Raw genomic sequence first — 21,264 nt, forward strand, 5'->3', positions numbered from 1 at the left:
CTCAGTGGCCCCCCGTCCGCTCGTCGGTTTCGACGCCCGCCAGGGCGGAGACCAGCTTGGCGAAGGCGACGATCCCCAGCAGGGCGGCTCCGACGGGAAGCGTCGCCTGCGGGATCCACAGCGGCAGTTCCAGCTGGCCGGAGGAAAAGGCGTCGAAATCGTAGGAGAAGGCGGCGCTGTGCCAGCCGGTGCGGACCAGCAGGCCGGCAAAGACCAGCACTGCGAGGCTGGCCCAGGCATCCAGCCAACGCCGCCCGCGCGGACCGACGAAGCCCATGATCAGATCGATGCGGATATGGTGGCCGGTGCGCAGCGCCTCGGCGGCGCCGGCCATCACCATGGCGACGACCAGATAGCCGCAGCCCTCGTCCACACCCTCCAGCGGATGGCCGACGACATAGCGGGCGACGACCCCGGCGGTGGTCAGGGCCAGTACGATGGCGATCAGCAGGATGCTCAGCGCGCCGCCGATGCGCGACAGGGCCGATGCGGTCCCGATCAGCAGGCGGAGCGCGCCGTGGGAGGTTCCCTTGCCGCTGACCGGTGTTACGGCGTCCGGGGTGGACATGCTGCTCATGTCTGGTCCCCTTATTGAAGCTTCTGGACGAGTTCGAGAAGCTTGCGGCCATCGGCACCGGTTTCGTCGGCGAAACCCTCGGCGAAGGCGGGGGCCATGGCCGCCTTGAAGGCTGCGTTCTCCTCCGGGGTCGCGACGTGGACCTTGACGCCCTTCGATTCCAACTCCGCCGGGGCGCTCGCGGCGGCCTCCTGCGAGGCTTCCAGTGCCCAGCCGGCGGCATCCTCGCCCGCCTTCTTCAGTGCGGCCTTGTCCTTGTCGGTCAGCTTGTCGTACCAGCGGGGATTGACGTAGCCATGCAGATAGGCGGCCAGGACCGGCACCACCGTCATATGGTCCTGCACCTCGAAATATTTGCGCGACCAGGCGGCGGCGACGTCGGTGATGGCGGAATCGATGACGCCGGTCGCCAGGGCCTGATAGACTTCGCTGCCGGGGATGGCGACCGGCGTGGCGCCCATCGCCTTCAGCCCGCGGTCGAAGGCCGGCCCGATGCCGCGCATCTTCTGGCCCTGGAAGTCCGCCGGCTTCAGCAGCGGCTTGCCTTTGGAGGTGAAGACGCTGGTGTTGGTCTGGAACATCCAGACCACGTTCCTGACGCCCTTCTTCAGCAACCGGTCCTCAAGGAAAGCCGCCGCTTCGGAGGTCGGCCATTTCCGCCATGCGTCGATCGACGACATGGTGTAGGGGCCGACGGTGACGTTCATCAGCGGCAGCGTCTTGCCCCACTGGAAATTCAGCGAGAAGGCGCATTCGATGTCGCCCTTGGCCACCGCCAGGATGTTGTCGTTGGCCTTGATCAGGCTGTCGGCCCCGAAGACCTGGACGTCGAGGTTGCCGTCCGACAGCGTCTTCACCTCCGCCGCCCAGCGTTCGATGACCTTGGAGATGTGGTGGGACGGCGGAAGCTGATGGCTGCACCGCATCCGCGTGGCGGCCTCCGCCTCCATCGGCAGCGTCGTCAGCGCCAGGGCCGAGGTCGCGGCGGCCAGCGACAGCATGGTCTTCAAATGGCTGGACGTCTTGGTGGGCGTCATGTCCTGCACCTCCCGGTGGTGGTTCGTTGCAGCGTTCCGGCGGGGTGGGAAACAGGGCCGGAAGCGAAGCCCGTTCAACTGCGGGCCTTCGGATTGTTCGTCTGCAAAGCAGAACAGCATGGGGGAGGTTGCGTCGTAAAATACAAAGACGCGAAGAGAGCTATCTGGTTTCGAGATGGCTATCCCGCAGCCGGCCGGGCCAGCGGCCGCTGCGATGGGCCTCGCGCACCACGTCGATCATCAGCCGCCGGGCTTCCACCACGGCACGGGACGCGGTCTTCATGCGCGAGGACACCAGATACAGGGTGCGGCCCATCGACGGGTTCACCACCGGCCGCGCCACCAGCTCGCCGCGGGCGATCTCGTCGCCGGCCAGGGCCGCCGACTGGACCGTCACCCCCAGCCCGGCGCTGACCGCCCGCTTCAGCGGGATGGCCGATTCGATCTCCAGATAGACCTTCGCGGCGATGGCGTTGCGCACCTCGGCGTCGCTGGCCAGCGCCTGGAGAACGGCAGTGCGGCCGGGCATGATCAGCGGCAGGCGCAGCACGTCGGCCAGGTCGATGGGGCCACCGTCGCCGATCATCGCGCGGGTACCCAGGCAGACCAGTTCCTCGTCCAGCAGCGGCACGCCGTCCAGCCGGTCGTCGTTCGGTGGTACCAGGGTCAGGGCGATGTCGGCCTGACCGGACAGCATCCACTGATGCATGATCTCGCTGTGCGCTTCGATCACGCGCAGCTTCACCTCGGTCAGGGTGGCGGCGACGCGGCGGATGAAGGGCAGGCCGATGGCCTCCATCGCCGTGTAGTTGAAGCCGACCATCACCGGCCCGACCACCGCCCGCGACAGCGACAGCACGTCCAGCTCCGCCTGCTCCAGCGCGTGCAGCACGCCTCTGGCATGGGCGAACAGCCGGTCACCCGCCTCGGTCCTGTTAACGCCGCGCGGTTGCCGGACAAGCAGCTGAACGCCCAGATCCTCTTCCAGCACAGCCACATGCTGGCTGAGCGCCGATTGCGCCACGTTCAGAAACTCGCTGGCCTTTGAAAAGCTGCCAAGTTCGCAGACGGCGACGAAATAGCGGAGACGGCGGAAGTCCAGCTTGGTTGGCATGCCGATTTGTCCCACAGGCCCCTTGCTGAACAAAGCGGAATGTTGGGCTCCGATGGGATGGACGCCCCCTGTTTCCGGTGAGTGACAACACCTAAAGGCGATCGACCTTCTGGACCTTCCATTAGGGGCCGTCATGGGGTCACTACACGAGAGTGCGCAAATTGTCCGGAAACTGAGAATGCGGTGCTGACATGGGCGTGGCTGCACGTTCGCGTCCACATTGGTGATGACGAGAACGGCCGTGAGTCGGCGCCAAGGAAACTCCTCAATCTCCTGCACTGAAACTCGAGCGAAATCCCGCCTGCACCGGTGATGCCTCCGAGGGCTCCCGGTGAGGTGGTCCCCGTTCCCCGGACAGTTTGGCGGCTGGAATAAGCTTGGTTCAGGTTCGTATCATGCCGCCATTCTGATCTGGTCCGGTGTGCCCTGGTAGGCCTCTGTCGGGGTTCTGCCGCCGAGTGCCGAGTGCGGGCGTTCGTCATTGTAGTAATCGATCCAGCGGCCGATCCCAGCTCTGGCCTCGCTGCCCGTTTCGAAGGCGTGGAGGTAGACGCACTCGTATTTCATCGATCGCCACAGCCGTTCAATGAAGACGTTGTCCATCCAGCGGCCGCGCCCGTCCATCGACACCCGGATGCCGGCCGCGGTCAAGAGTCCGGTGAAGCGCGGGCTGGTGAACTGGCTGCCCTGATCGGTGTTGAAGATGTCCGGCCGACCGTAGCGTGTCATCGCCTCCTCTACGGCCTCGATACAGAACTCGACGTCCATGGTATTCGATAGACGCCAGCTCAGGACCTTGCGCGTTGCCCAGTCCATCACCGCCACCAAGTACAGAAAGCCGCGGCGCATAGGAATGTATGTGATGTCGCTGGACCACACCTGATCGGGGCGGTCGATGGTCAAATCGCATAGCAGGTACGGCCAGATCTTGTGTTCGGGATGTGGCACGGTCGTCTTCGGGCGCTGGTAAACCGCCTGCAAGCCCATCCGCACCATCAGGCGGCGAACCCGCTTGCGGTTGACCTCATGGCCGTACCGGCGCAGATGCCGGGTCATTTGCCGGCTTCCGTACCAGGGCGTTTCCAGGAACTGCCCGTCGATCAGCCCCATCAGCTCCAGGTTCGCGGCCGGCTCGCCTTTGGCCGGTCCGTAGTAGCTGGACCGGCTGATCGAAACCAGCTCGCACTGTCGAGTGATCGATAGGCGCGGATGATCCGCCTCGACCTGTTCCCGCCTCCGACCGACGCTCATCGACCGGAGGCCTTGCGCAAAAAATCCCGCTCCACGACCAACTGACCGATCATTGCGTGCAGCTTCTCCACCTCGCCCCGATGGCTGGATTCAGCAGCTTCAGCCTTGCCGGAAAACACACCGGCCATCCCCTCCATCGCCTGCTTCTTCCAGGCGTTGATCAGCGTCTGGTGTACGCCGTGCTTGGCCACCAACTGCGACACCGTCAACTCGCCACGGATCGCCTCAAGCGCCACCTTCGCCTTGAACTCTGCCGAATACCGCTTCCGTTTCCCCGTCATCGGGTCCGTCCTTCTTCCTGGGCGAACCAAGCTTATCCGACTGTCCGGAAAACGGGAACCATCTCAGATGCCGCACACCCGCACGGGTTCCTTCATTGTTACGATCCGACGGTCGGCCGTGGGGGATGGGATGGTGCTGCCGCCGACACGGCGCGCCTCCTCCGCGAACCATTTGACGAAGGCGGCGCCGTAGCGGATTTCCCCGCGCGCCTCTTCCAGCGGTTTGCCCTGTTCGATGGTCAAGATGCGGGCCAAATCCTCCAGGTTGGCGATCATCATCCCATACCACCCCTCCAACAGGGCGGCGCGCTCCGCATGGGTGCGCCGGCGCCAAGCGGAGAAGGCGGCCGCGGCGGCTTCCACCGCGGCGCGGGTGTCGTCGCCGTCCATGTCCGGTACAGTGCCGACCGTTCGGTCGGTTGCCGGGTCGATCACTTCGATCATGCGTCGGGCGGTCCCGTCGCGCCATTGCCCGCCAATGAACCCCTGCTGACGGAAAAGCGTCGGATCGCACAAGTCCAGCAACATATTGAACTTTCCTTTCGTACTGTTCATGAAAGCGCCAGCAGTACCGCGGCGGCAATCTCGTCGGTCCGGTCCCTGCCGGGCACGGTACCGATGCACCGCGCCGTAGTGTCGGCATTGGCGATGCCGAGATGAGCGATGTCGGGGGCCGAGCCATGAACCGGCTCGAACATCGATGGCGCGTTCCGCGTGGGGTTGAGGTTGGCGGAGGCGACGAAACCCAGGCCCCCCTGAATGGCGGCGCCGAGGTCGGTCAGGATGTCGCCGAACAGGTTGGAGGCGACCACGACGTCCAGGCTTTTTGGCGCCGTGACCATGCGGGCCGCCATAGCATCGACATGACAGCTGGTGACCTCTACGTCCGGATGCTCGGCGGCGAGTTCGCGGGTAACCTCGTCCCAAAACACCATGGAGTGTTTCTGGGCGTTGGACTTGGTGACCGATGCCAGTTTCCCCGCCGGGCACGCGCCTGGGTGAAGGCGAACCGAAGGATTCGTTCGACGCCGGTGCGGGTGAAGATGCTGGTTTCCACCGCAACCTCGTGCGGGGTGCCGTTGTGGACACGTCCGCCTGCACCGGCATACTCGCCTTCGGTGTTCTCGCGGATACACAGGATGTCGAAGACCTCCTGTCGCAGCGGTCCCCGCACACCGGGAAGCGGTCGGTGTGGCCGGATGTTGGCATACTGGTCGAATGCCTTCCGGATCGGCAACAGAAGCCCGTGAAGCGACACTGCGTCCGGTATCTCTGCCGGCCAGCCTACCGCGCCAAGCAGGATGGCGTCGAAGCTGCGCAGAGTGCGGAGTCCGTCCGCCGGCATCATCGCGCCGGTTTCCTTGTAGTAAGCGCAGGACCAGGGAAACTCCACGCCGTCGAGGGCAAAGTCCGACCCTTTGGCTGCTGCCTGAAGGATCTCCCAGGCAGCGTCGATTACAGGAAGTCCGATGCCGTCACCTTTGATAATGGCAATGGAATGGCGTCTCATGTTGCCTAACCTTTGACTTGATGCATGGCCTTCGGCTGCCCGGCATGCCTTCGGCGCGGCACTTGGCAGGACATGCGTCACTGCCGCGATCGTTGCTGGCGGCGGGACGGCCACCATGGCTTCCAGGTGCCGGGACACCTCCGCTCGTCATGTCACAGCAACGTAGATTTTCCGTACGGTCTCGATGGTCTTCCAGACACCGGTGAAGCCCGGCTTCATGATGAAGCTGTCGCCGGCACGATAGGTGACCGGCTCGCCTCCGTCCGGCGTGATCTCGATGATGCCCGAAACGATATGGCAGAATTCGAACATGTCGCCCTTGATCGACCGGGTGACACCGGGGGTCGCTTCCCAGGCGCCGGTCAACACGCTTCGCCCCTTGGCCTCGTCCTGCGCCCATGTCCTGTAGGTCGGCGAGCCGGAGATCAATCTCTCCGGCGAAGGCGCGGATTCGCGCGGGGGGAAATTCGGCATCGGTTCGATGGTCTTCAACAGAGTCATGTAGTGTTCTTTCCTGAAGATCGGTCGCGAACGGACGTTGGTGCATAACTTGGTCGTCCCGTTGCGGGCGGCGTCGAGCCGGCGACCGCCTCCGGCGTCACCCAGATCGTCAGGTCACTGCGCCGGCGCAGCGCCGCATTGTAGGCTGAGCAGTTCTCCACACGGTGCAGGGCCTGCGGGATCTTGTGGCGGCGGAGCTCATTGGCCTTGTACGGCCTCGGCGGTTCGACTTCAGCGGGCCGCCTCTATACCCGCTCGCCCTCCCGACCACCACCAGCCCGGGCTTTGTGCGCCAACGTCCTCACATGGAGTATTTGGCCCATAGTGCCTCCCTCCATTCATGCAGGGAGGGTGCATCATCAAATGCCGGGACTAAACATCTAGTATCCCTTGTCACGATCAACCAAGCCCGTCATCCCAAGGCCCGCTTGGTGCCGTCGGATATTGTTGAGAACAACCTCGAAGGCGGTTTCCGGACGGGTCGCACTTGCAATGTGCGGTGTGATCCGGACGCGAGGGTGGGACCAAAGCGCGTGGTCCGGCGGCAGCGGTTCCGGATCGGTGACATCGAGAAATGCATTTCTGATTTGCCCTGAGGCGAGCAGATCAAGCAGCGCGGCCTGATCGAGATGTGGGCCGCGACCCGTCTGAATCAGAGATGCTCCCTTGGGTAACGTCTCGAGCAGAGTGCGACTTAGAATTCCGCGGGTATCGTCGGTCAGCGGCAACAGGCACACCAAAATATCCGCGCAACGAATCATTTCGGTAAGGCCTTGCATTCCCGAAAAGCAAGTGACATCGGGAATATTTCGTTGCGATCGGCTCCATCCCATGCATGAATATTTAAATAGAACAAGCCGTTCAAGCACGGCAGACGCCAAAGAACCGAGTCCAAGCACTCCCACCCGCGTCTCCGCGGCGGCCTTGACCGGCATCGGTCTCCATTGTCGATTGGCCTGCAGCATTGCGTAGTCGGGCAAATCACGCTGTATCGATATGACCGCCTGCGTTACGTATTCCACCATTCCATCGATTATGGCCGGGTCGATCATGCGCACGATCGGGATGTGAGCAGGAACTTCCGAGAAGTCGATCTGGTCGACACCGGCACCGATGGTAAAAACCACTTCCAGATTGGGGAAGGTTTGTTCGAGGCGCTCGGGAAGCTGCCAGGTTACAAGGTAACGGACCTCCGCAGAATTGCCGATGTCCGGCCACATCCGGAAGGGCAGGTCTGGGGCCTTACTTGCGAACAGCTCAGCCCAGACGGCTCCCCGCACCGGGTCGGATTTATACAAGACCGTCAAGTGACGCCTCCTGGTTACGAACTGCCGCCGTCGCGGTGATTTCGACTGCCAGCCCCTTTCCAAGTTCTGCGCCGACGCATGCGCGGGCCGGCGGGTGACCCGGTGCGACCCAGGCGTCCCAGACCTCATTCATTTCCGCAGCCATGCTCATGTTCGAGAGAATGATCTGAGCACCCAGGATATCGGCTTTGGTGCAGCCGATTTCGGCAAGCGTCTGATCCAGCAGACGAAGCACCTCTGCGGTTTGCTCGGTTACGGTCAGGCCGCGCGTTTCGCGTGCGGTGTGCCCGCCGATGAAAGCGATCCGACCGAAAGAGGCGGCGGCACACCACCGGTGGGCCACGCCAACTCGTTTTATCTCACTCATTGAAAGATGCCCCTTATACATGAAATCGGGTTGTTCCGATGCCGCGCCCTTGGTCGTTCCAGGCCAAGGATTATTCGGCGCCGAGTTGTGCCGCCGTTACGCTGATCTCGACGAATACGCCGTCGGCAAGACCTGCCTCGACGCATGCACGGGCTGCAGGGCACCCGGTGGGGACCCAGGCATCCCATGCCTCGTTCATCTCGGCCCACATATCATCCCTGGCGATGTAGATCTGCGCGCCAAGAATAGCCGCCTTGGAAAGGCCGAGTGTCGCAAGCGTCCGATCGATGCGTGTCAAGACCTCCTCGGTCTGCCTCCTGACCGACCTGCCTTTGGTTGCCTCCGCCGCATGCCCCGCCAAAAAAACGAGACCGCCGAAAGACGTTGCCGCACATGAGCTTTTTGATACGTCTACGCGGGTAATCATCGCCATACCCCCTCGCGTCATCTGGCTCCATACGCGACGCAGACCGGTTTCGCACGGGTCGGACGCCACGCGAAGCGCAGTGGATTCTGGTTTGTGTCGGTGCTGGAGAAGCGTCGATTACCGCCGCCGGCATGACGGCCCTGCCGACCGTCACATCTCGTTCGGTTGGAGTTTCGTCCCGTCTATCAATCTGCTGTAACCGAACGCCGCGCCATCCACCTTCGTCGTCGCGCCGGTTATCAGATCGGCAATGAGTTCTCCGGCCGCGGGCGCGATGCCGAAACCATGTCCGCTGAAGCCGGTCGACAGGTACAGCCCCTTTACCTGGTCGACTGCGGATATCACAGGCAACAGATCGGGCAGCGAATCAATGACCCCAGCCCAGGCGTATTTCGGTGTCGCACCGGACATTGCCGGATAAGCCTCGATCAGCCCCTGCAACGACTTGCGGATCAGCTGCATATCCGGCTGTGGGTCGAGAGTACGCGTGCGTTCGAAAGGGGAGATATCCGTCGGACCCCAGGCGGGCTCCAGCAATTCCGCCAAGAAGCGCGGTGATACCCTCAGTTTGACCCATTTACGACGATGCATGTAAAGCGGAAGGAAGCGGAACGCATGTCGAAGGAGGGTGGGGGTGAAATACACCGTACCCCTTCCATTCATTCCCACCGTCAATCCACCATCGCTACGAATTCGACTGGATACGGTCGGTGTGGAAACGCACCGGGCCAGTTCCGCAATACTAGCGGCGGTCGTCATGGCCGATCCATGGACGTGACCCTGCGGCAATCCGATGCCGTGTCTGCGCATCAGCATGCCTGACCATGCTCCGCCGGCACAGACAACGGCATTTGCCGATACCCGGCCCTTCTCGGTGATGACGCCGGTCACGCGACCACCGGCCATATCGAGCAGGCGCACCGCGCAATTCTGGAGAATTCGCACGCCGAGATCTCGGGCGGCACTCGCCAGCAATGGCGCTGCCCTCTCGGGTTCCGCATGGCCGTCGGTTGCAACGGTCACCCCGCCGACACACGGCCCCTCATAATCCGGCAGTCGGGCTCGAATCTCCGCTTCCTTCAGAAAGGTACTTTCGACGCCGTGTGCCGCGGCGGTCTGTTGCCAAGCACGCCACTGGACCTCACGCGCATTGTCGCCGAGTACGATCAGTGAACCGCCTTGCCGGAAGCCGAGGTCGCGGCCGGTCTCCTTCTGCAGATCCTGCCAGCAGTCGATGCTGCGCCGCATCAGTGCGAGTTCCTTCGGGTCGCGGCCCAACTGTCGGCACCACCCCCAGTTTCGGCTCGATTGCTCTCCCCCGACGATCCCCTTTTCCAAGACAAGCACGGAAAGGCGCTTTTTTGCGAGATAGTACGCCGCAGTGATTCCGACGATCCCCGCGCCGATGATGGCCACGTCGACATGCGAGGGCAATTGACTGTCGGTCTGAATACGCAGGAGCGGCTGGCGAAGGGCGGAATGGTTTGTCATTTTCCGAATCGTGCCGAAGCAAAGGGCGCAAGTGAAATGAACGGCTCTCTTCCCAGCATCAATTCGCAGAGAGCACGCGCGGTCGGCGGACCGCCGGTCATCCCGGCCATTCCATGACCAAACCCAAGAAAAAGTCCGGGATGCGCCGTGGATTGCTCGACCACAGGCATGCTGTCGGGAAAAGACGGGCGATGTCCCATCCAGATCGAGTGCTCGTCAATTTTCAGCTGGGGCAGGATTCCGGTTATCCGTTTGAGAAGAACGCCTGCCCGGGCTTCGTCAAGCGGCCGATCGAGTCCAGCGAACTCCACGGTTCCCGCGCATCGTATCCCAGCGTCGACCGGCGTCGCAGCGGCGGGACGGTCCATGCAAATGACCGGTATGCGCGGCGGATCGATATTCGGCTTGTGGATGGTGACGTGGTAGCCCCGTTCCGATTCAAGCGGCAGCCGGTATCCCAATGGGGCTAGCAGGCGCTGCGAGAATGCGCCCGCACAGACCGCGACCTGCCGCGTCCGATAATTTCCGACATTTGTCACCACTCGGAACCCGTCCTCTTCGGGGAGCAGTTTCATTACCGTCTCCGCCCGCAATTCTCCCCCTCTGGATACGAATTCGTCGGCGATCGTCTGAACAAGTTTAAATGAATTCACGGTGTTCCCGTTATTTTTCATGATAACGGCTTTTTTGATATTCCGTGTCAGGCTTGGTATCATCTGATACAAATCTTCCAACGGCAGCGGCTCCACCGAGGCGCCGACACGTTCCGCGATGATGTCACGGATCGATGCCGCTTTTCCGGTCGGATCGTCCTGCCAGAAATAGATTTGGCCATTGACTTTGATCAGGGAGTCGAACCGGTCCCCCAGTAGTTCCCGGTAGCAACCGAATGCATTCTTATGCAACGAGCGGATCTTATCCGCGATTTTCAGCACTTCATCGAGCCCCCCCGATCTTGCGGACCGCAGCAGCCACGGAACGGCACGGGGCAAATAGGATGCGCGGACCACCAGCGGGCCCAGCGGATCGGTCAACCAGCCGGGAATCTTGCTGATTATGCCTGGGATGACGTCGGGAACGCAGGTGTCGGGGCTGATTTGTCCCGCATTCCCGAAAGATGCACCTCCCCCAGCGACACCGGTATCGAGCAAAAGGACATCCTTTCCCGCCTTCTTCAGATAAAGTGCAAGCGACGCTCCAACTATGCCGGCACCCACGACGACAATGCGTTCTTTACCGTAGGACATTGGATCTCCTCGATGCGACTTTTCATGTTCCGGTTTGATCGGATCGGATTTCAGGCACGCGAGAGGGCGCGCCTGATTATTCTTTCGAAGACTGCCATCAGACAGGCTAGCCCGATGATGATCGTACTGACCGCCGCTATGCTCGGCCTGATCTCGTAAACGATGCTCTGGAACAGCTTGACCGGTAACGTTTCTCCGGCAGTCCCCATCAGAAACGACGAGACGATGAACTCGTCGAATGAACCGAGAAAGGCGACGAAAAAGCCTGACACCAATCCGGGCAGGGCGAGCGGAAGCGTAACGCGGCGGAGCACGCCCCAGCGCGAGCACCCGAGACCGTAACCTGCGCGTTCCAAGTTAACGTCGATGCCGCCGAATGTGGTCAGCAGGATCAGCAGGACGGGCGGAGTGCAGATAATCGAGTGACAAAGCGCCAGCCAGAGCGGATTGCCCACCAGCCTGAGTTCCATCGATACGAAATACATCCCGACTGCCGAAACCACGCCGGGCACGATCATCGGCAGAAGCAGGAGCGCGAGGATGGCTTTTGCCGGAACCAACATACCCCGCGTCAGCGAATATGCGGCCATCGCGCTTACCAGGAGCGTCACGACCGCAGACAGGAATCCGACGCCGACACTCAGACCAAGCGAATTGCGCCAACCCGCCTCACTGGTAACCTGGACGAACCATCTCATGGAGAGCGACGAGGGCGGGAACGTCAGGTAGTCATCACCGCTGAGAGAAATAATCACAATGACGATGATGGGAATGATGAAGAGCACCGCCATTCCCAGCGAATATATGCCGAGGGCTATAGAGACTTTCCCGTTCATGTCTTCCGCCCCATCAGATTTCGGATATCGGCAAACCGGCAATAGATCACGAAAAGCACCAGCGTCATTCCGGTCAGAACAAGCGACATGAAGGCGGCAGAACCCCAGTCAAGCGTCTTATCGATCGAATATTGAATCAATTGTGCAATCATGACGTCGTTCCGGCCGCCGACAAGTGCCGGTGTCAAATAGTAACCCATGGAAAATATGTACACCATGATCGATCCCGCGATGACGCCGTTCAGAGTGAGAGGAAAGAATACTCGTGAAAACGCATAAAATTCGCTGGCGCCCAAGCCTCTGGATGCTTTCATCAAATTTACGTCGATCGCTCTCATCGACGCGTACAAGGTAAGAACCATGTAAGGGAGCAACACGTAGACCATTGCGACCACGACTGCGGCGCGGTTGTAGAGCAGTTGAGCCGGGCTCTCCAATATCCCGATGCGCAGCAGGAACGAATTTACGATTCCCGCGCGCCCGCCGAGCACCATCAAGGCAAATGTGCGGACGACGGTACTGGTAAGGGTCGGCGCGACAATGCCGAACATGATCAGATAGAATCGCCATCCGGCTGTCCGGGTCAGATAGAAGGCGATCGGATAGCCGACCAGCAGCGTGCCCAGAGTTACTTCCGCTGCGATCACATTTGTCGTGACTATGGAATTCACGACCGCCGGTGCGAGCAATACGTCATAGGCCGTGCTTGTGATCTGGCCGAAGGATTGGCCCTCCAGCGATTCGAAGATGAAGAACCCAACCGGAAACACGAAGATGACGATCAACATTCCCAGCGCGGGGAAGATCATGGCGTCCGCAAAACGGGTATTATGTGTGTGCGTCATGCGGACGTCTCCATCGCGAGGCCGCTGTCCGTGTCCCATTCGATGGAGATCCGCGAGCCGACGGCCGGGCGGAAGAGGTTGTTGATGTTGGGAATTTCACTCGTCAGCTGGTCGCCGTCATCAGTGGAGACATGGAACCGGAAGACGTTGCCCAGGTAGGTGATGCGGTCGACGACTCCGTTGAGCCGGTTGACGTTTCCTTCCGGCGGAGCTGCGGATTGCGTAAGCATCAGCCTCTCCGGCCGGACAAAGACGCATGCGCGATCGTTCATCCTCAACCCTTCGGCCGCCCGGCTGACGATGGTTTTTCCACTCGGCAATGCGATCCGCGCCAATCCGCCGGTGAGCGAAGTGACCACGCCTCGCACGAAGTTCGCCTGCCCGAGAAACTGAGCCACGAAGACGTTGTTTGGACGCTCATAGACCTCCAGCGGCGATGCGACCTGTTCAATATGTCCCTTGTTCATGATCGCAAGCCTGTCGGACATGCTCATCGCTTCCTCCTGGTCATGAGTGACGTAGAGCACCGTCATGCGCAAACGCTGCTGGATTTCTTTTATTTCGGCCTGCATCTGGTAGCGGAGGTTCTTGTCGAGCGCTCCCATCGGCTCATCCATCAGGACGATGGGTGGGTGAAACACGATGGCTCTGGCCAGCGCGACCCGCTGCTGTTGTCCGCCCGACAATTGCTTCGATGACCGATCCCAGAACCGTTCCAGATGCACCATGCGCAGCGCGTCCATGACCCTTTGCTTGATTTCTGCCGTCGGAACGCGGCGGGCGCGAAGGGGAAAGGCCACATTTTCGAAGACGTTGAGGTGGGGAAATATGGCGTAGTTTTGAAACACCATGCCGAACCCACGCTGCTGCGGTGTTTGCGGAACGACATCGCGGCCACCGACGAGAATTTGCCCAGAGTCCGGACTGACAAATCCTGCCACCATCATGAGTGAAGAGGTCTTGCCCGATCCGGACGGTCCCAGCAACGAAAAGAACTCTCCCTGTTTTATCGAAAGGTTGATGCCGTTGACCACGACTTCGCTGCCATAGTGCTTTGTCAGTCCGCACATCTCCAGCGCATTGGCCTGCTGGGCGGCTGGCTTTGCCAACGTCGCAGATGACGCTGGAGATTGATCTTTCAACATTTTCACCGGCGCCATATCCTGTAAATTCGACCAAATTTATAATCATCACCCGACTAGGTAGCCGGTGGCTAACGGCGCGCTGTCCACTTGGACCATTCGTTGGTCGCCGTCTTGATGTTGTTCACCCAATATTCCGCATTAACGTAGAAACCCTGCTGTACCATGTAGGATTTTCCGGTCGACGGATCGACCAAGCCCGCTGGCACATAATCGAGTGCTTTATTGTTGGCTGGAATTGCCGCGATCTTTTCGGCGAATTTCGACTGGACCTCGGGACTGAGTACATAGTCGAGGAACAGCTTCGCTCCGTTGGGATTGCTGCCGTATTTCATTACCCCGTAGACCTGTTGTTCTATCCGGCACTGGTTCCACGTGAGCGCGACGGGTGCACCCTGATTGGCCAGCGGGATCAACCGATCGGACCAGATCGACGTCATCGCTACTTCTTTGCTCGCCAGCATTTGTGCGCACATCGCTCCCGACTCCCAGAATTTCGGAACCGATGCGCGAATTCTGGTGAGCGACGCAAATGCACGCTCCAGATCCAGGGGATAGAGCTTGTCCATCGGCACCCCGTCGGCCAGCAGCGCCATTTCGAGATCTGCGACGTTCGCGTCCATGCTGCCGAGCGATCGAGGACCAGGATACGCCCCGGTGTCCCAAAATTCTGCCCAGGAGTTTGGCGGCTTCCGACCCTCGAACATGGCGGTATTATAGCCGATGACCGAGGCGTAGATCGAATTCGCGACAAAGAACTCCCATTTGTGCGCCATGTCGATGTCGTTGGGATTGGTACGCTTGAAGCCGTCGTAGGGTACGGGTTCCAGCGCGCCTGCGTTCGCCAGCATGGTGAGCGACACCGGACCGTTATCGACCAAGTCGACTTCGGACTGCTTCATCTTCGTCATGGCAACCAATTTCGAAGTCGGAGCAGATACCGGTACGATTTCGATTCCCGTTGCCTTTTGAAACGGAAGGTAGGCGACTTCTGACAAAATCTCGTCGCGGTGGCCGCCCGGCGTGCGGACGACGACGCGTTGTGCCGCACGGGCCGGCGATGTCAGTATATAGGGAGCCGCTATGACACTTGCGGACAGACCCAGGAACTTGCGCCGAGCAAGCGTTGTCTTGGTCATTTAATCCCCCTGTTCTTCAACGCCTCTACGTAACGGCGTCGGCCAATTCTTCGGTTCAGACGTTTGAACTCGTTTCATTTTATTGAAACAGAGAAGATTGCCTCTGTCAATCGAATGTTGGAGTCGCCCGGGACGTTTTGGTTCGGTCTTTTCCGGTCCATTTGAATTCCCACGGACGGGCACCGATGCGGACTTCGGGAAGCGAAAACGAGGCAGTGCCGAGTGGTCGCCGCTCGCAACGCTCGATGAAGCACAGCCCATATCGGCGCGCCTCAGCGCATTTTATCTCGTGCCGGTAATCGGCCCGAAGACGTTGGTGGAGAACGTGGCGTATTGACGGACTCCGCCCTGGAAAGTTGTCGTTCAGGCGACCTTGCGGGAGGCCGGCATGCCGAGGCTGGTCATCATGTTCGACCTTGCAGCCGACCGCCGTCTCGACTTTCTGGACAGGCAGGGTCCGGGCGCAGAGGCTGAGCCCGATCAAGGTCTTGTACCGCAACATTGCCACCTCCCCGAGCGACCGGCGTCCGTAGCCGCCCGCCCGCTGCCAGTCGAGCCGACCACGCTCGGCGATCATGGGGATGTGCTGGTCGCGCTGCGTGGGCGCGCTTGCAGCGGTCTCGCCCGGCACCGCGGTGGAGCGCGGCGGGATGATCACCTCGACGTCGGGGATGTGGGCGGCGACGGCGCGGTAGACCGGCTCACCGTCATAGCCGCCGTCCGCCAGCACCGTGCCGATCGGGCGCTTGGTCTGGTCGAGCAGCGGGCCGACCAGCGAGGCATTGCCTTCCTGCGTGGTCGTCAGCTCCGAGGCAAGGATCTCGCCGGTATCGGGATCGACCGCCAAGTGGAGCTTTCTCCAGCTCCGGCGCGCTGGGCCTCCATGCTTTTCCAGGTGCCGCTCGCCCGTGCCGAACACCTTCAGCCCGGGCTTTGTGTATAAACGTCCAGCGGCTGCATTTCTCACTTCATTGAAAGCTTGTTTCAATGAAGTGAAATGCTCTAAGATCGCGCCGATGTGGTAAGCTGCATGGTCTGTTTGCTCGTAATAAAGATTGTCAACAGGAAAGATTCCAATGGTTTCCAAGACTTCCGCAAAGGACAGGATGAAAAACAGCAAATCTATGATGCTGGATACAAAAATTGTGGAAAAATTGGACCAGCCATCCGATGGGAGCGAAATGCAGGCTAATACCTCTTCGGGAGGCCTTGGTCCCAGGCTGCGCGCTTACAGGCAATCACGCAAACTTGGTCTAAAAGAACTGGCTGCGTTGGCTAGCGTATCGGTGGGTATTCTCAGCCAAATCGAACGCGGAATGAATGTCCCATCTTTGCGCACCGTCGAGAAAATTCGAAATGCATTGGACCTTCCAATCGGTTTTTTCTTCGATGAGGAACGCCCTATCGACAACGCCCGGGAAGATGATGCGATTTGCCGCAGTAATCGGCGGCCAGTACTGAAGTTTGGTCGTCAAGGGCTGTCAAAGCAACTTCTCCATCATGCCAAGTCCAGAGTATTTGAAATGATGATTATCGATTTGCCGCCAAGATCCAGCTCGGACTTTTCCTCTTATCCGTCCGAGAAGGGGGCGTTGGTAATGGAAGGAAAGATAACTTTCTCGATTGATGGTGAATCGAGTGATCTTAATGTTGGAGATAGTCTATTGTTCGATGGAACACGACCACACCAATTGCAGAATAATACTGATTTTTCTGCGAAGATCATGTGGATTGTAGCAAAGCTGCCTAACGAATTCCTGCTGTGACATGAGACGACAAGCCTCGGACATTGGAGACGGGCCGATGGGACCCGGCATATCCATGAGTTCGGAGCTACATAGGACGACTAGAGCGGATTCGGATCATTCTGATTCGTAGCCGGGGCGGCGATGAAGAAGGCTCGACTGTCGGTTGGCGTCACGTTGTCGATGGCATCGCGAATGGCCTCCCACGGTTCGGGGAGCGTCCTTGCAGCGGCTTTCCTGAGGTTCGCCTTGATCTTCGAGAATGCCATCTCGATGGTGGTGAAGTCGGGGCTATAGGGCGGCAGGAGCTCCAGGACAGCGCCTGTCCGCTCGATTGCCGCCCGCACGGCCGGAAGCTTGTGGGCGGGCAGGTTGTCCACCACGGCGACGTCTCCGTGGCTCAGCGTCGGTCCCAGAAACCGTTCGACATAAGAGGATGAGATCCCCGATGCTCGTCGATCCGATGCGAGCGGACATTGCCACCGCGCTTGTCCGGGCTCAGGTCGCCGCGCGCTCGTACATGGGCAACCCAGCGGATCGCCGAGGAAGCCCCAACCTCGAAGCGCGCAGCTGCCGATCGGCAAGAGGCACCAGCCGCAACCGGCCTCCTTCAACCAGTCCGAACCTTGAATCACAACTGCCCGTCCATGGGAATCTCCGATCCAGATGCCCGGCAATCCGCGCTAGGTCCTTGGCCTCCATGTGGGCACGGATGGCGGCGAAGCGACCTCCGGGCCACGCGCGACGTTGCTTTTCCTCGAGGCGGATGATTTGTCGGGATCCGGTCATACGTTCGAACTATGGATGGCGTCCACGACCGCATCGGTGACCTCTTTCATGGTTGCGGTTCCGCCGACGTCCGGGGTGCGGATCCCGGAAGCGCAAACCCGCTCGATGGCGCGCATCAAGCGTGCGGAAGCTTCGGTTTCCCCTAGATAATCGAGCATCTGAGCGGCGGTCCAGAACGATGCGACCGGATTGGCTATGCCTTTGCCGGCGATGTCGAAGGCTGAACCATGAATTGGTTCGAACATGGAGGGAAAGCGACGTTCCGGATCAATATTGGCGGTCGGGGCCACGCCCAGGCTGCCGGCGAGCGCACCAGCCAGATCCGATAGGATGTCGGCATGCAGGTTGGTTGCGACGATAGTGTCCAGGCTTTGCGGCTTCAGCGTCATGCGAACCGTCATGGCGTCGACCAGCATCTTGTCCCAGTCGACGTCAGGAAACTCCTTCGCCACTTCGGCGGCGATCTCATCCCACATCACCATACCATGCCGCTGAGCATTGGATTTGGTCACCACCGTCAACTTCTTGCGCGGCCGGGACCGTGCCAGTTTGAAAGCATGACGCATGATGCGTGTAACGCCGACGCGAGTGAAAATCGCAACCTCGGTTCCGACCTCTTCGGGCAAGCCGCGGTGGGCACGCCCGCCGCAACCGGCGTATTCCCCCTCGGAGTTCTCTCGGACAATCACCCAGTCCAGGTCTTCCGGACCGGCGTTCCGGAGCGGCGAGGTTATCCCCGGTAGGATCCGGGTGGGACGGACATTGGCGTATTGGTCGAAGCCCTGACAAATTGGCAGCCGCAAGCCCCATAGCGTGATATGGTCGGGCACATCCGGCGAACCGACGGCGCCGAAATAGATGGCGTCGAATGACTTGAGTGTCTGCAGCCCGTCTGCAGGCATCATGACGCCATGTTTCCTGTAATAGTCAGAACCCCAGTTGAAAGTGGCGACATCGAACCGGACGTTGCAAATCCGCTGCTCCAGCGTGTGAAGAACGATCGTACCGGCGCCGATGACCTCCGGGCCGATGCCGTCGGCGGGAATGGCGGCGATGGAGTATGTGCGCATATTGGAAAGTTCCTCAGTCCGGAGTACGAAGAGTGGCATCGGGCGATATGGAACTTGCCCGTCTGTGGTTCATTTGGAGCATTTGCCAGAGCAGGAACGTCGATTTCGCTGCGTTTCCTGATAACGGACGGATTCAACAGGACAATACAGATGCGATGAAATCCACAAAAACCAAGCGTTTCATCTAATAACTGATGATCGTTCCTGTCCTTTATTTTTGATAGCTTCGCTGGAGCCCATCATTCAGTTTAATGAGTATCCGGATTATTGAAATCGACAGAAATGACGAAGAACGGATGGCCGTTCCAGGCAAATTCCGTCAGATCGACGAGGGAGTCAATTCATCCGCGATTATATAAAAACGTGATATAATCGCTTTGCGGGGGAGTCAGTCATGGATCTGCACCAGCTTCGCTGTTTCGTCGCGGCGGCCGAGGAATTGCATTTCGGACGTGCGGCACACCGGCTCAACATGCTGCCGGCAGCCTTGGGCCGCCAAATAAGGTTGCTGGAGGAGGAGCTCGGAACTTGCCTTCTGGGCCGGACCACACGCAACGTTGCACTGACCGAGAACGGTGCGGCGTTGCTCGTCGAAGCCCGTGACCTCCTCCTCAGGGCTGACGGCATAGCTGCGCGCTTCCGGTTGCGGGGACGTAGCCGCGCGAGGGTTCTTCGGGTCGGGGCCATCGACAGCGCGGCTGCTGGCCTGATCCCTCGATTGCTGCGCGATTTCCGGGAACGATACCCCGAAGTCGCCGTCCAGCTGGTTGAGGACAAGACGATCCGCCTGTTGCCCCGTCTGTTGTCCGGACGCCTCGATCTCGCCTTCGTCCGGCCGCCGGAAAGTCCCGAAAAGCGCCTTGAATTTCAGTTTCTATTCCATGAAACCGTCGTGGTGGCCATTCCAGCCCGGCATCCGCTGGCCAACCGGGAACAGGTTGAAATTGCGGATTTGGCGGACCAGCCCTTGATCGTGCCCGATCGCAGATTTCGTCCTCACAGTCATGACGCGACCACCGGATTGTTTGCGGAAGCAGGCTTGCGGCCCGTGATCGGACAACTTGCCGAAGAGAAGCAGACGATCATCAATCTTGTCGGCGCCGGCCTGGGCATTGCCATCGTTCCGCGATGGACCTCCCATATGAAGAACGATGCTGTCTGCTTCATCCCATTGATGGCGAAGAGTTCCAAGGGAGCCAGTGGACTGCCTCTGGCTGTGTCCTGGGTTCGCGGTGTGCGCGACGAACTGCGAGACGAGATGCTCACCCTGCTGCAGGGCGGGCTGGAGGCTTATGCGGAGCGTAGTTGACGCTTCAAAGCGATGAAGCCACCGGGGCAAATAGGCCACCATGCCGCGAGCGAAGTGATTTCAAAGGACGTTTATGCACAAAGCCCGGGCTGGTGGTGGTCGGGAGGGCGAGCGGGTATGGAGGCGGCCCGCAGAAGTCGAGCCGCCGATGCCGTACAAGGCCAATGAGCCCCGCCGCCATAAGATCCCGCAGGCCCGGCACCGTGTGGAGAACTGGTCAGCCTACGATACGGCGCTGCGCCGGCGCGGTGACTTGACGATCTGGGTGACGCCGGAGACGGTTGCCGGCTGGACGCCGCCCGCAATGGGCCGGCGCGCTACTCGGACGTGGCGATCGAAGCCGGGCTGATGCTGAGTCTGGCGTTCAGTCGGCCATGGCGGCAGACCAAGGGTTTGCTGGGCCTGTTCATGCGCCTGCTCGGCCCGGAACTGCCGGTGCCGGTGCCGGATCACGGTTCCGGATCACACGACCTTCTCCTGGCGCAGCGCCAATGTGGGGGTCGCGTCAGCCCTGGCCAGGACGGACGGGCCGGTCAGCATGGTCATCGACTCCACCGGGCTGAAGGTGTTCGGCACGGGCAAGCGGCACCTGGAAAAGCATGGAGGCCCACTTCCGGGACCGGCGACCGCTCCGCCGCGGGGATGCCAATGTCGCCGATTGTGGCTGATGGACGGTCTGTGAGGAGCCGTGACAGCAATTATCCAATTGCGATCAACCGGCTATGGTCGTGTCCCATGAGGTGGTGTAGGAGCTGTGGGGAACCGGCCCGCCGCAGCGCCCTTCGATGGCTGGCGTAGGCGGGCCGGTTATCCATAGCGGGGCGGTCATCGTGGTTCTTCGATAGCGTCTGGTCACCACAACACAACCTCGACCGATGGTGACCACGATGACCGACGAGATGATGGCGCTTCGCGCGATGCTTGAGAAGGGCGCGGATGCGGATGTTCTGCGCGAGATGATCGGCTTCGCCGCCGAGTGGCTGATGGAACTGGAGGTTCAGGGTTTGACCGGCGCCAGTCATGGTGAACGGTCGGTCGAGCTGCTGGTCCGGCGCAACGGCTATCGGGATCGCGACTGGGAAACCCGAGCGGGCACCGTCGAACTGCGCATCCCCAAGCTGCGCAGGGGCAGCTACTTCCCCGGCTTCCTGGAGCCGCGGCGGATGGCCGAGAAGGCGCTGACGGCAGTGATCCAGGAGGCCTATATCCAGGGCGTCTCGACCCGTTCGGTGGACGATCTGGTTCTGTGAACCTCGCCGGGTTTCCCGGAGGGCCCATC

At 60.6% G+C, this 21,264-nt stretch carries 19 protein-coding genes and 5 pseudogenes; 4 read left to right on the forward strand and 20 right to left on the reverse strand.

Annotated elements, in window-relative coordinates; translation table 11 throughout:
- Window position 1 precedes the first annotated feature (1 nt).
- The 18 genes and pseudogenes from ABNQ39_RS27485 to ABNQ39_RS27570 all read right to left on the reverse strand — a co-directional run.
- A complete protein-coding gene (locus ABNQ39_RS27485; protein WP_376964506.1) occupies window positions 2-577 on the reverse strand; it encodes a TRAP transporter small permease in 576 nt (191 codons plus the stop codon).
- An 11-nt stretch (window positions 578-588) separates the two neighbouring features.
- Entirely contained in the window at window positions 589-1,614 is a 1,026-nt protein-coding gene (gene dctP, locus ABNQ39_RS27490) for a TRAP transporter substrate-binding protein DctP (RefSeq protein ID WP_376964508.1), read from the reverse strand.
- A gap of 160 nt (window positions 1,615-1,774) precedes the next feature.
- A complete protein-coding gene (locus tag ABNQ39_RS27495) occupies window positions 1,775-2,728 on the reverse strand; it encodes a LysR family transcriptional regulator (protein ID WP_376964510.1) in 954 nt (317 codons plus the stop codon).
- A 393-nt stretch (window positions 2,729-3,121) separates the two neighbouring features.
- Window positions 3,122-4,260, reverse strand: a protein-coding gene (locus ABNQ39_RS27500) for an IS3 family transposase (protein ID WP_376964512.1) whose coding sequence is annotated in 2 segments (ribosomal slippage) — window positions 3,122-4,005 and window positions 4,005-4,260 — 1,140 coding nt in all. Because the reading frame shifts where the segments join, the coding sequence is not laid out codon by codon here.
- Window positions 4,261-4,323: 63 nt separating this feature from the next.
- Entirely contained in the window at window positions 4,324-4,815 is a 492-nt protein-coding gene (locus ABNQ39_RS27505) for an aldehyde dehydrogenase family protein (protein ID WP_376964514.1), read from the reverse strand.
- A pseudogene (locus tag ABNQ39_RS27510) lies at window positions 4,812-5,887 on the reverse strand (isocitrate/isopropylmalate family dehydrogenase). Before ABNQ39_RS27510 ends, ABNQ39_RS27505 begins: the two are co-directional and overlap by 4 nt.
- Window positions 5,888-5,917: 30 nt before the next feature.
- Complete coding sequence (locus ABNQ39_RS27515; RefSeq protein WP_376964516.1) at window positions 5,918-6,271, reverse strand: cupin domain-containing protein; 354 nt, start codon at window positions 6,269-6,271, stop codon at window positions 5,918-5,920.
- Window positions 6,272-6,324: 53 nt separating this feature from the next.
- Window positions 6,325-6,453, reverse strand: a pseudogene (locus ABNQ39_RS27520) (IS5/IS1182 family transposase); the annotation flags it as partial.
- 198 nt (window positions 6,454-6,651) lie between these two features.
- Entirely contained in the window at window positions 6,652-7,578 is a 927-nt protein-coding gene (locus tag ABNQ39_RS27525; protein WP_376964518.1) for a 2-hydroxyacid dehydrogenase, read from the reverse strand.
- Window positions 7,562-7,945 carry a RidA family protein gene (locus tag ABNQ39_RS27530; RefSeq protein WP_376964520.1) on the reverse strand — a complete coding sequence of 128 codons (384 nt, stop codon included), beginning with the start codon at window positions 7,943-7,945 and terminating at the stop codon, window positions 7,562-7,564. The genes ABNQ39_RS27525 and ABNQ39_RS27530 overlap by 17 nt, the downstream gene beginning before the upstream one ends.
- Window positions 7,946-8,015: 70 nt before the next feature.
- Window positions 8,016-8,393, reverse strand: coding sequence for a RidA family protein (locus ABNQ39_RS27535; protein ID WP_376964522.1), 378 nt, complete (start codon window positions 8,391-8,393; stop codon window positions 8,016-8,018).
- 129 nt (window positions 8,394-8,522) lie between these two features.
- Complete coding sequence (locus ABNQ39_RS27540; RefSeq protein WP_376964524.1) at window positions 8,523-9,863, reverse strand: NAD(P)/FAD-dependent oxidoreductase; 1,341 nt, start codon at window positions 9,861-9,863, stop codon at window positions 8,523-8,525.
- Window positions 9,860-11,110, reverse strand: coding sequence for an NAD(P)/FAD-dependent oxidoreductase (locus tag ABNQ39_RS27545; RefSeq protein ID WP_376964526.1), 1,251 nt, complete (start codon window positions 11,108-11,110; stop codon window positions 9,860-9,862). The genes ABNQ39_RS27540 and ABNQ39_RS27545 overlap by 4 nt, the downstream gene beginning before the upstream one ends.
- A gap of 50 nt (window positions 11,111-11,160) precedes the next feature.
- Entirely contained in the window at window positions 11,161-11,946 is a 786-nt protein-coding gene (locus ABNQ39_RS27550) for an ABC transporter permease (RefSeq protein ID WP_376964528.1), read from the reverse strand.
- Window positions 11,943-12,791 carry an ABC transporter permease gene (locus ABNQ39_RS27555; RefSeq protein WP_376964530.1) on the reverse strand — a complete coding sequence of 283 codons (849 nt, stop codon included), beginning with the start codon at window positions 12,789-12,791 and terminating at the stop codon, window positions 11,943-11,945. The genes ABNQ39_RS27550 and ABNQ39_RS27555 overlap by 4 nt, the downstream gene beginning before the upstream one ends.
- The gene (locus ABNQ39_RS27560) at window positions 12,788-13,936 is read right to left on the reverse strand and encodes an ABC transporter ATP-binding protein (protein WP_376965047.1); all 1,149 of its coding nucleotides are present in this window, start codon (window positions 13,934-13,936) and stop codon (window positions 12,788-12,790) included. The genes ABNQ39_RS27555 and ABNQ39_RS27560 overlap by 4 nt, the downstream gene beginning before the upstream one ends.
- Window positions 13,937-14,004: 68 nt before the next feature.
- On the reverse strand, window positions 14,005-15,072 hold the full coding sequence (locus tag ABNQ39_RS27565; RefSeq protein ID WP_376964532.1) for an extracellular solute-binding protein: 1,068 nt from the start codon (window positions 15,070-15,072) through the stop codon (window positions 14,005-14,007).
- A 363-nt stretch (window positions 15,073-15,435) separates the two neighbouring features.
- A pseudogene (locus ABNQ39_RS27570) lies at window positions 15,436-16,000 on the reverse strand (IS5 family transposase); the annotation flags it as partial.
- Window positions 16,001-16,178: 178 nt separating this feature from the next.
- Here ABNQ39_RS27570 and ABNQ39_RS27575 point away from each other — a divergent pair.
- Window positions 16,179-16,838 carry a cupin domain-containing protein gene (locus ABNQ39_RS27575; protein WP_376964534.1) on the forward strand — a complete coding sequence of 220 codons (660 nt, stop codon included), beginning with the start codon at window positions 16,179-16,181 and terminating at the stop codon, window positions 16,836-16,838.
- A gap of 80 nt (window positions 16,839-16,918) precedes the next feature.
- On the opposite strand, the gene ABNQ39_RS27580 is transcribed toward ABNQ39_RS27575, so the two are convergent.
- Complete coding sequence (locus ABNQ39_RS27580) at window positions 16,919-17,452, reverse strand: transposase (protein ID WP_376965049.1); 534 nt, start codon at window positions 17,450-17,452, stop codon at window positions 16,919-16,921.
- A 150-nt stretch (window positions 17,453-17,602) separates the two neighbouring features.
- The gene (locus ABNQ39_RS27585) at window positions 17,603-18,676 is read right to left on the reverse strand and encodes a tartrate dehydrogenase (RefSeq protein WP_376964536.1); all 1,074 of its coding nucleotides are present in this window, start codon (window positions 18,674-18,676) and stop codon (window positions 17,603-17,605) included.
- Between the two features lie 394 nt (window positions 18,677-19,070).
- Between ABNQ39_RS27585 and ABNQ39_RS27590 the strand changes: the two genes are divergently transcribed.
- From ABNQ39_RS27590 to ABNQ39_RS27600, 3 genes and pseudogenes are all read left to right on the forward strand, one after another.
- Window positions 19,071-19,985: a LysR family transcriptional regulator gene (locus ABNQ39_RS27590; protein WP_376964538.1), complete on the forward strand. Its 915-nt coding sequence runs from the start codon at window positions 19,071-19,073 to the stop codon at window positions 19,983-19,985.
- A 148-nt stretch (window positions 19,986-20,133) separates the two neighbouring features.
- Window positions 20,134-20,595, forward strand: a pseudogene (locus ABNQ39_RS27595) (transposase); the annotation flags it as partial.
- Window positions 20,596-20,872: 277 nt separating this feature from the next.
- Window positions 20,873-21,229: pseudogene (locus ABNQ39_RS27600) on the forward strand (transposase); the annotation flags it as partial.
- Between the last annotated feature and the right edge of the window lie 35 nt (window positions 21,230-21,264).

Source organism: Azospirillum sp. A26, assembly GCF_042604635.1.
Lineage (GTDB): Bacteria > Pseudomonadota > Alphaproteobacteria > Azospirillales > Azospirillaceae > Azospirillum > Azospirillum palustre.

Excerpts from the sequence above, each read along its gene's own strand:
- ABNQ39_RS27540 (WP_376964524.1), bottom strand. The coding sequence starts at position 9,863 with ATGACAAACCATTCCGCCCTTCGCCAGCCGCTCCTGCGTATTCAGACC.
- ABNQ39_RS27505 (WP_376964514.1), bottom strand. The coding sequence starts at position 4,815 with ATGAACAGTACGAAAGGAAAGTTCAATATGTTGCTGGACTTGTGCGAT.
- ABNQ39_RS27555 (WP_376964530.1), bottom strand. The coding sequence starts at position 12,791 with ATGACGCACACACATAATACCCGTTTTGCGGACGCCATGATCTTCCCC.
- ABNQ39_RS27535 (WP_376964522.1), bottom strand. The coding sequence starts at position 8,393 with ATGACGCGAGGGGGTATGGCGATGATTACCCGCGTAGACGTATCAAAA.
- ABNQ39_RS27560 (WP_376965047.1), bottom strand. The coding sequence starts at position 13,936 with ATGTTGAAAGATCAATCTCCAGCGTCATCTGCGACGTTGGCAAAGCCA.
- ABNQ39_RS27515 (WP_376964516.1), bottom strand. The coding sequence starts at position 6,271 with ATGACTCTGTTGAAGACCATCGAACCGATGCCGAATTTCCCCCCGCGC.
- ABNQ39_RS27585 (WP_376964536.1), bottom strand. The coding sequence starts at position 18,676 with ATGCGCACATACTCCATCGCCGCCATTCCCGCCGACGGCATCGGCCCG.
- ABNQ39_RS27495 (WP_376964510.1), bottom strand. The coding sequence starts at position 2,728 with ATGCCAACCAAGCTGGACTTCCGCCGTCTCCGCTATTTCGTCGCCGTC.
- ABNQ39_RS27530 (WP_376964520.1), bottom strand. The coding sequence starts at position 7,945 with ATGAGTGAGATAAAACGAGTTGGCGTGGCCCACCGGTGGTGTGCCGCC.
- ABNQ39_RS27565 (WP_376964532.1), bottom strand. The coding sequence starts at position 15,072 with ATGACCAAGACAACGCTTGCTCGGCGCAAGTTCCTGGGTCTGTCCGCA.
- dctP (WP_376964508.1), bottom strand. The coding sequence starts at position 1,614 with ATGACGCCCACCAAGACGTCCAGCCATTTGAAGACCATGCTGTCGCTG.
- ABNQ39_RS27575 (WP_376964534.1), top strand. The coding sequence starts at position 16,179 with ATGAAAAACAGCAAATCTATGATGCTGGATACAAAAATTGTGGAAAAA.
- ABNQ39_RS27590 (WP_376964538.1), top strand. The coding sequence starts at position 19,071 with ATGGATCTGCACCAGCTTCGCTGTTTCGTCGCGGCGGCCGAGGAATTG.
- ABNQ39_RS27485 (WP_376964506.1), bottom strand. The coding sequence starts at position 577 with ATGAGCAGCATGTCCACCCCGGACGCCGTAACACCGGTCAGCGGCAAG.
- ABNQ39_RS27545 (WP_376964526.1), bottom strand. The coding sequence starts at position 11,110 with ATGTCCTACGGTAAAGAACGCATTGTCGTCGTGGGTGCCGGCATAGTT.
- ABNQ39_RS27550 (WP_376964528.1), bottom strand. The coding sequence starts at position 11,946 with ATGAACGGGAAAGTCTCTATAGCCCTCGGCATATATTCGCTGGGAATG.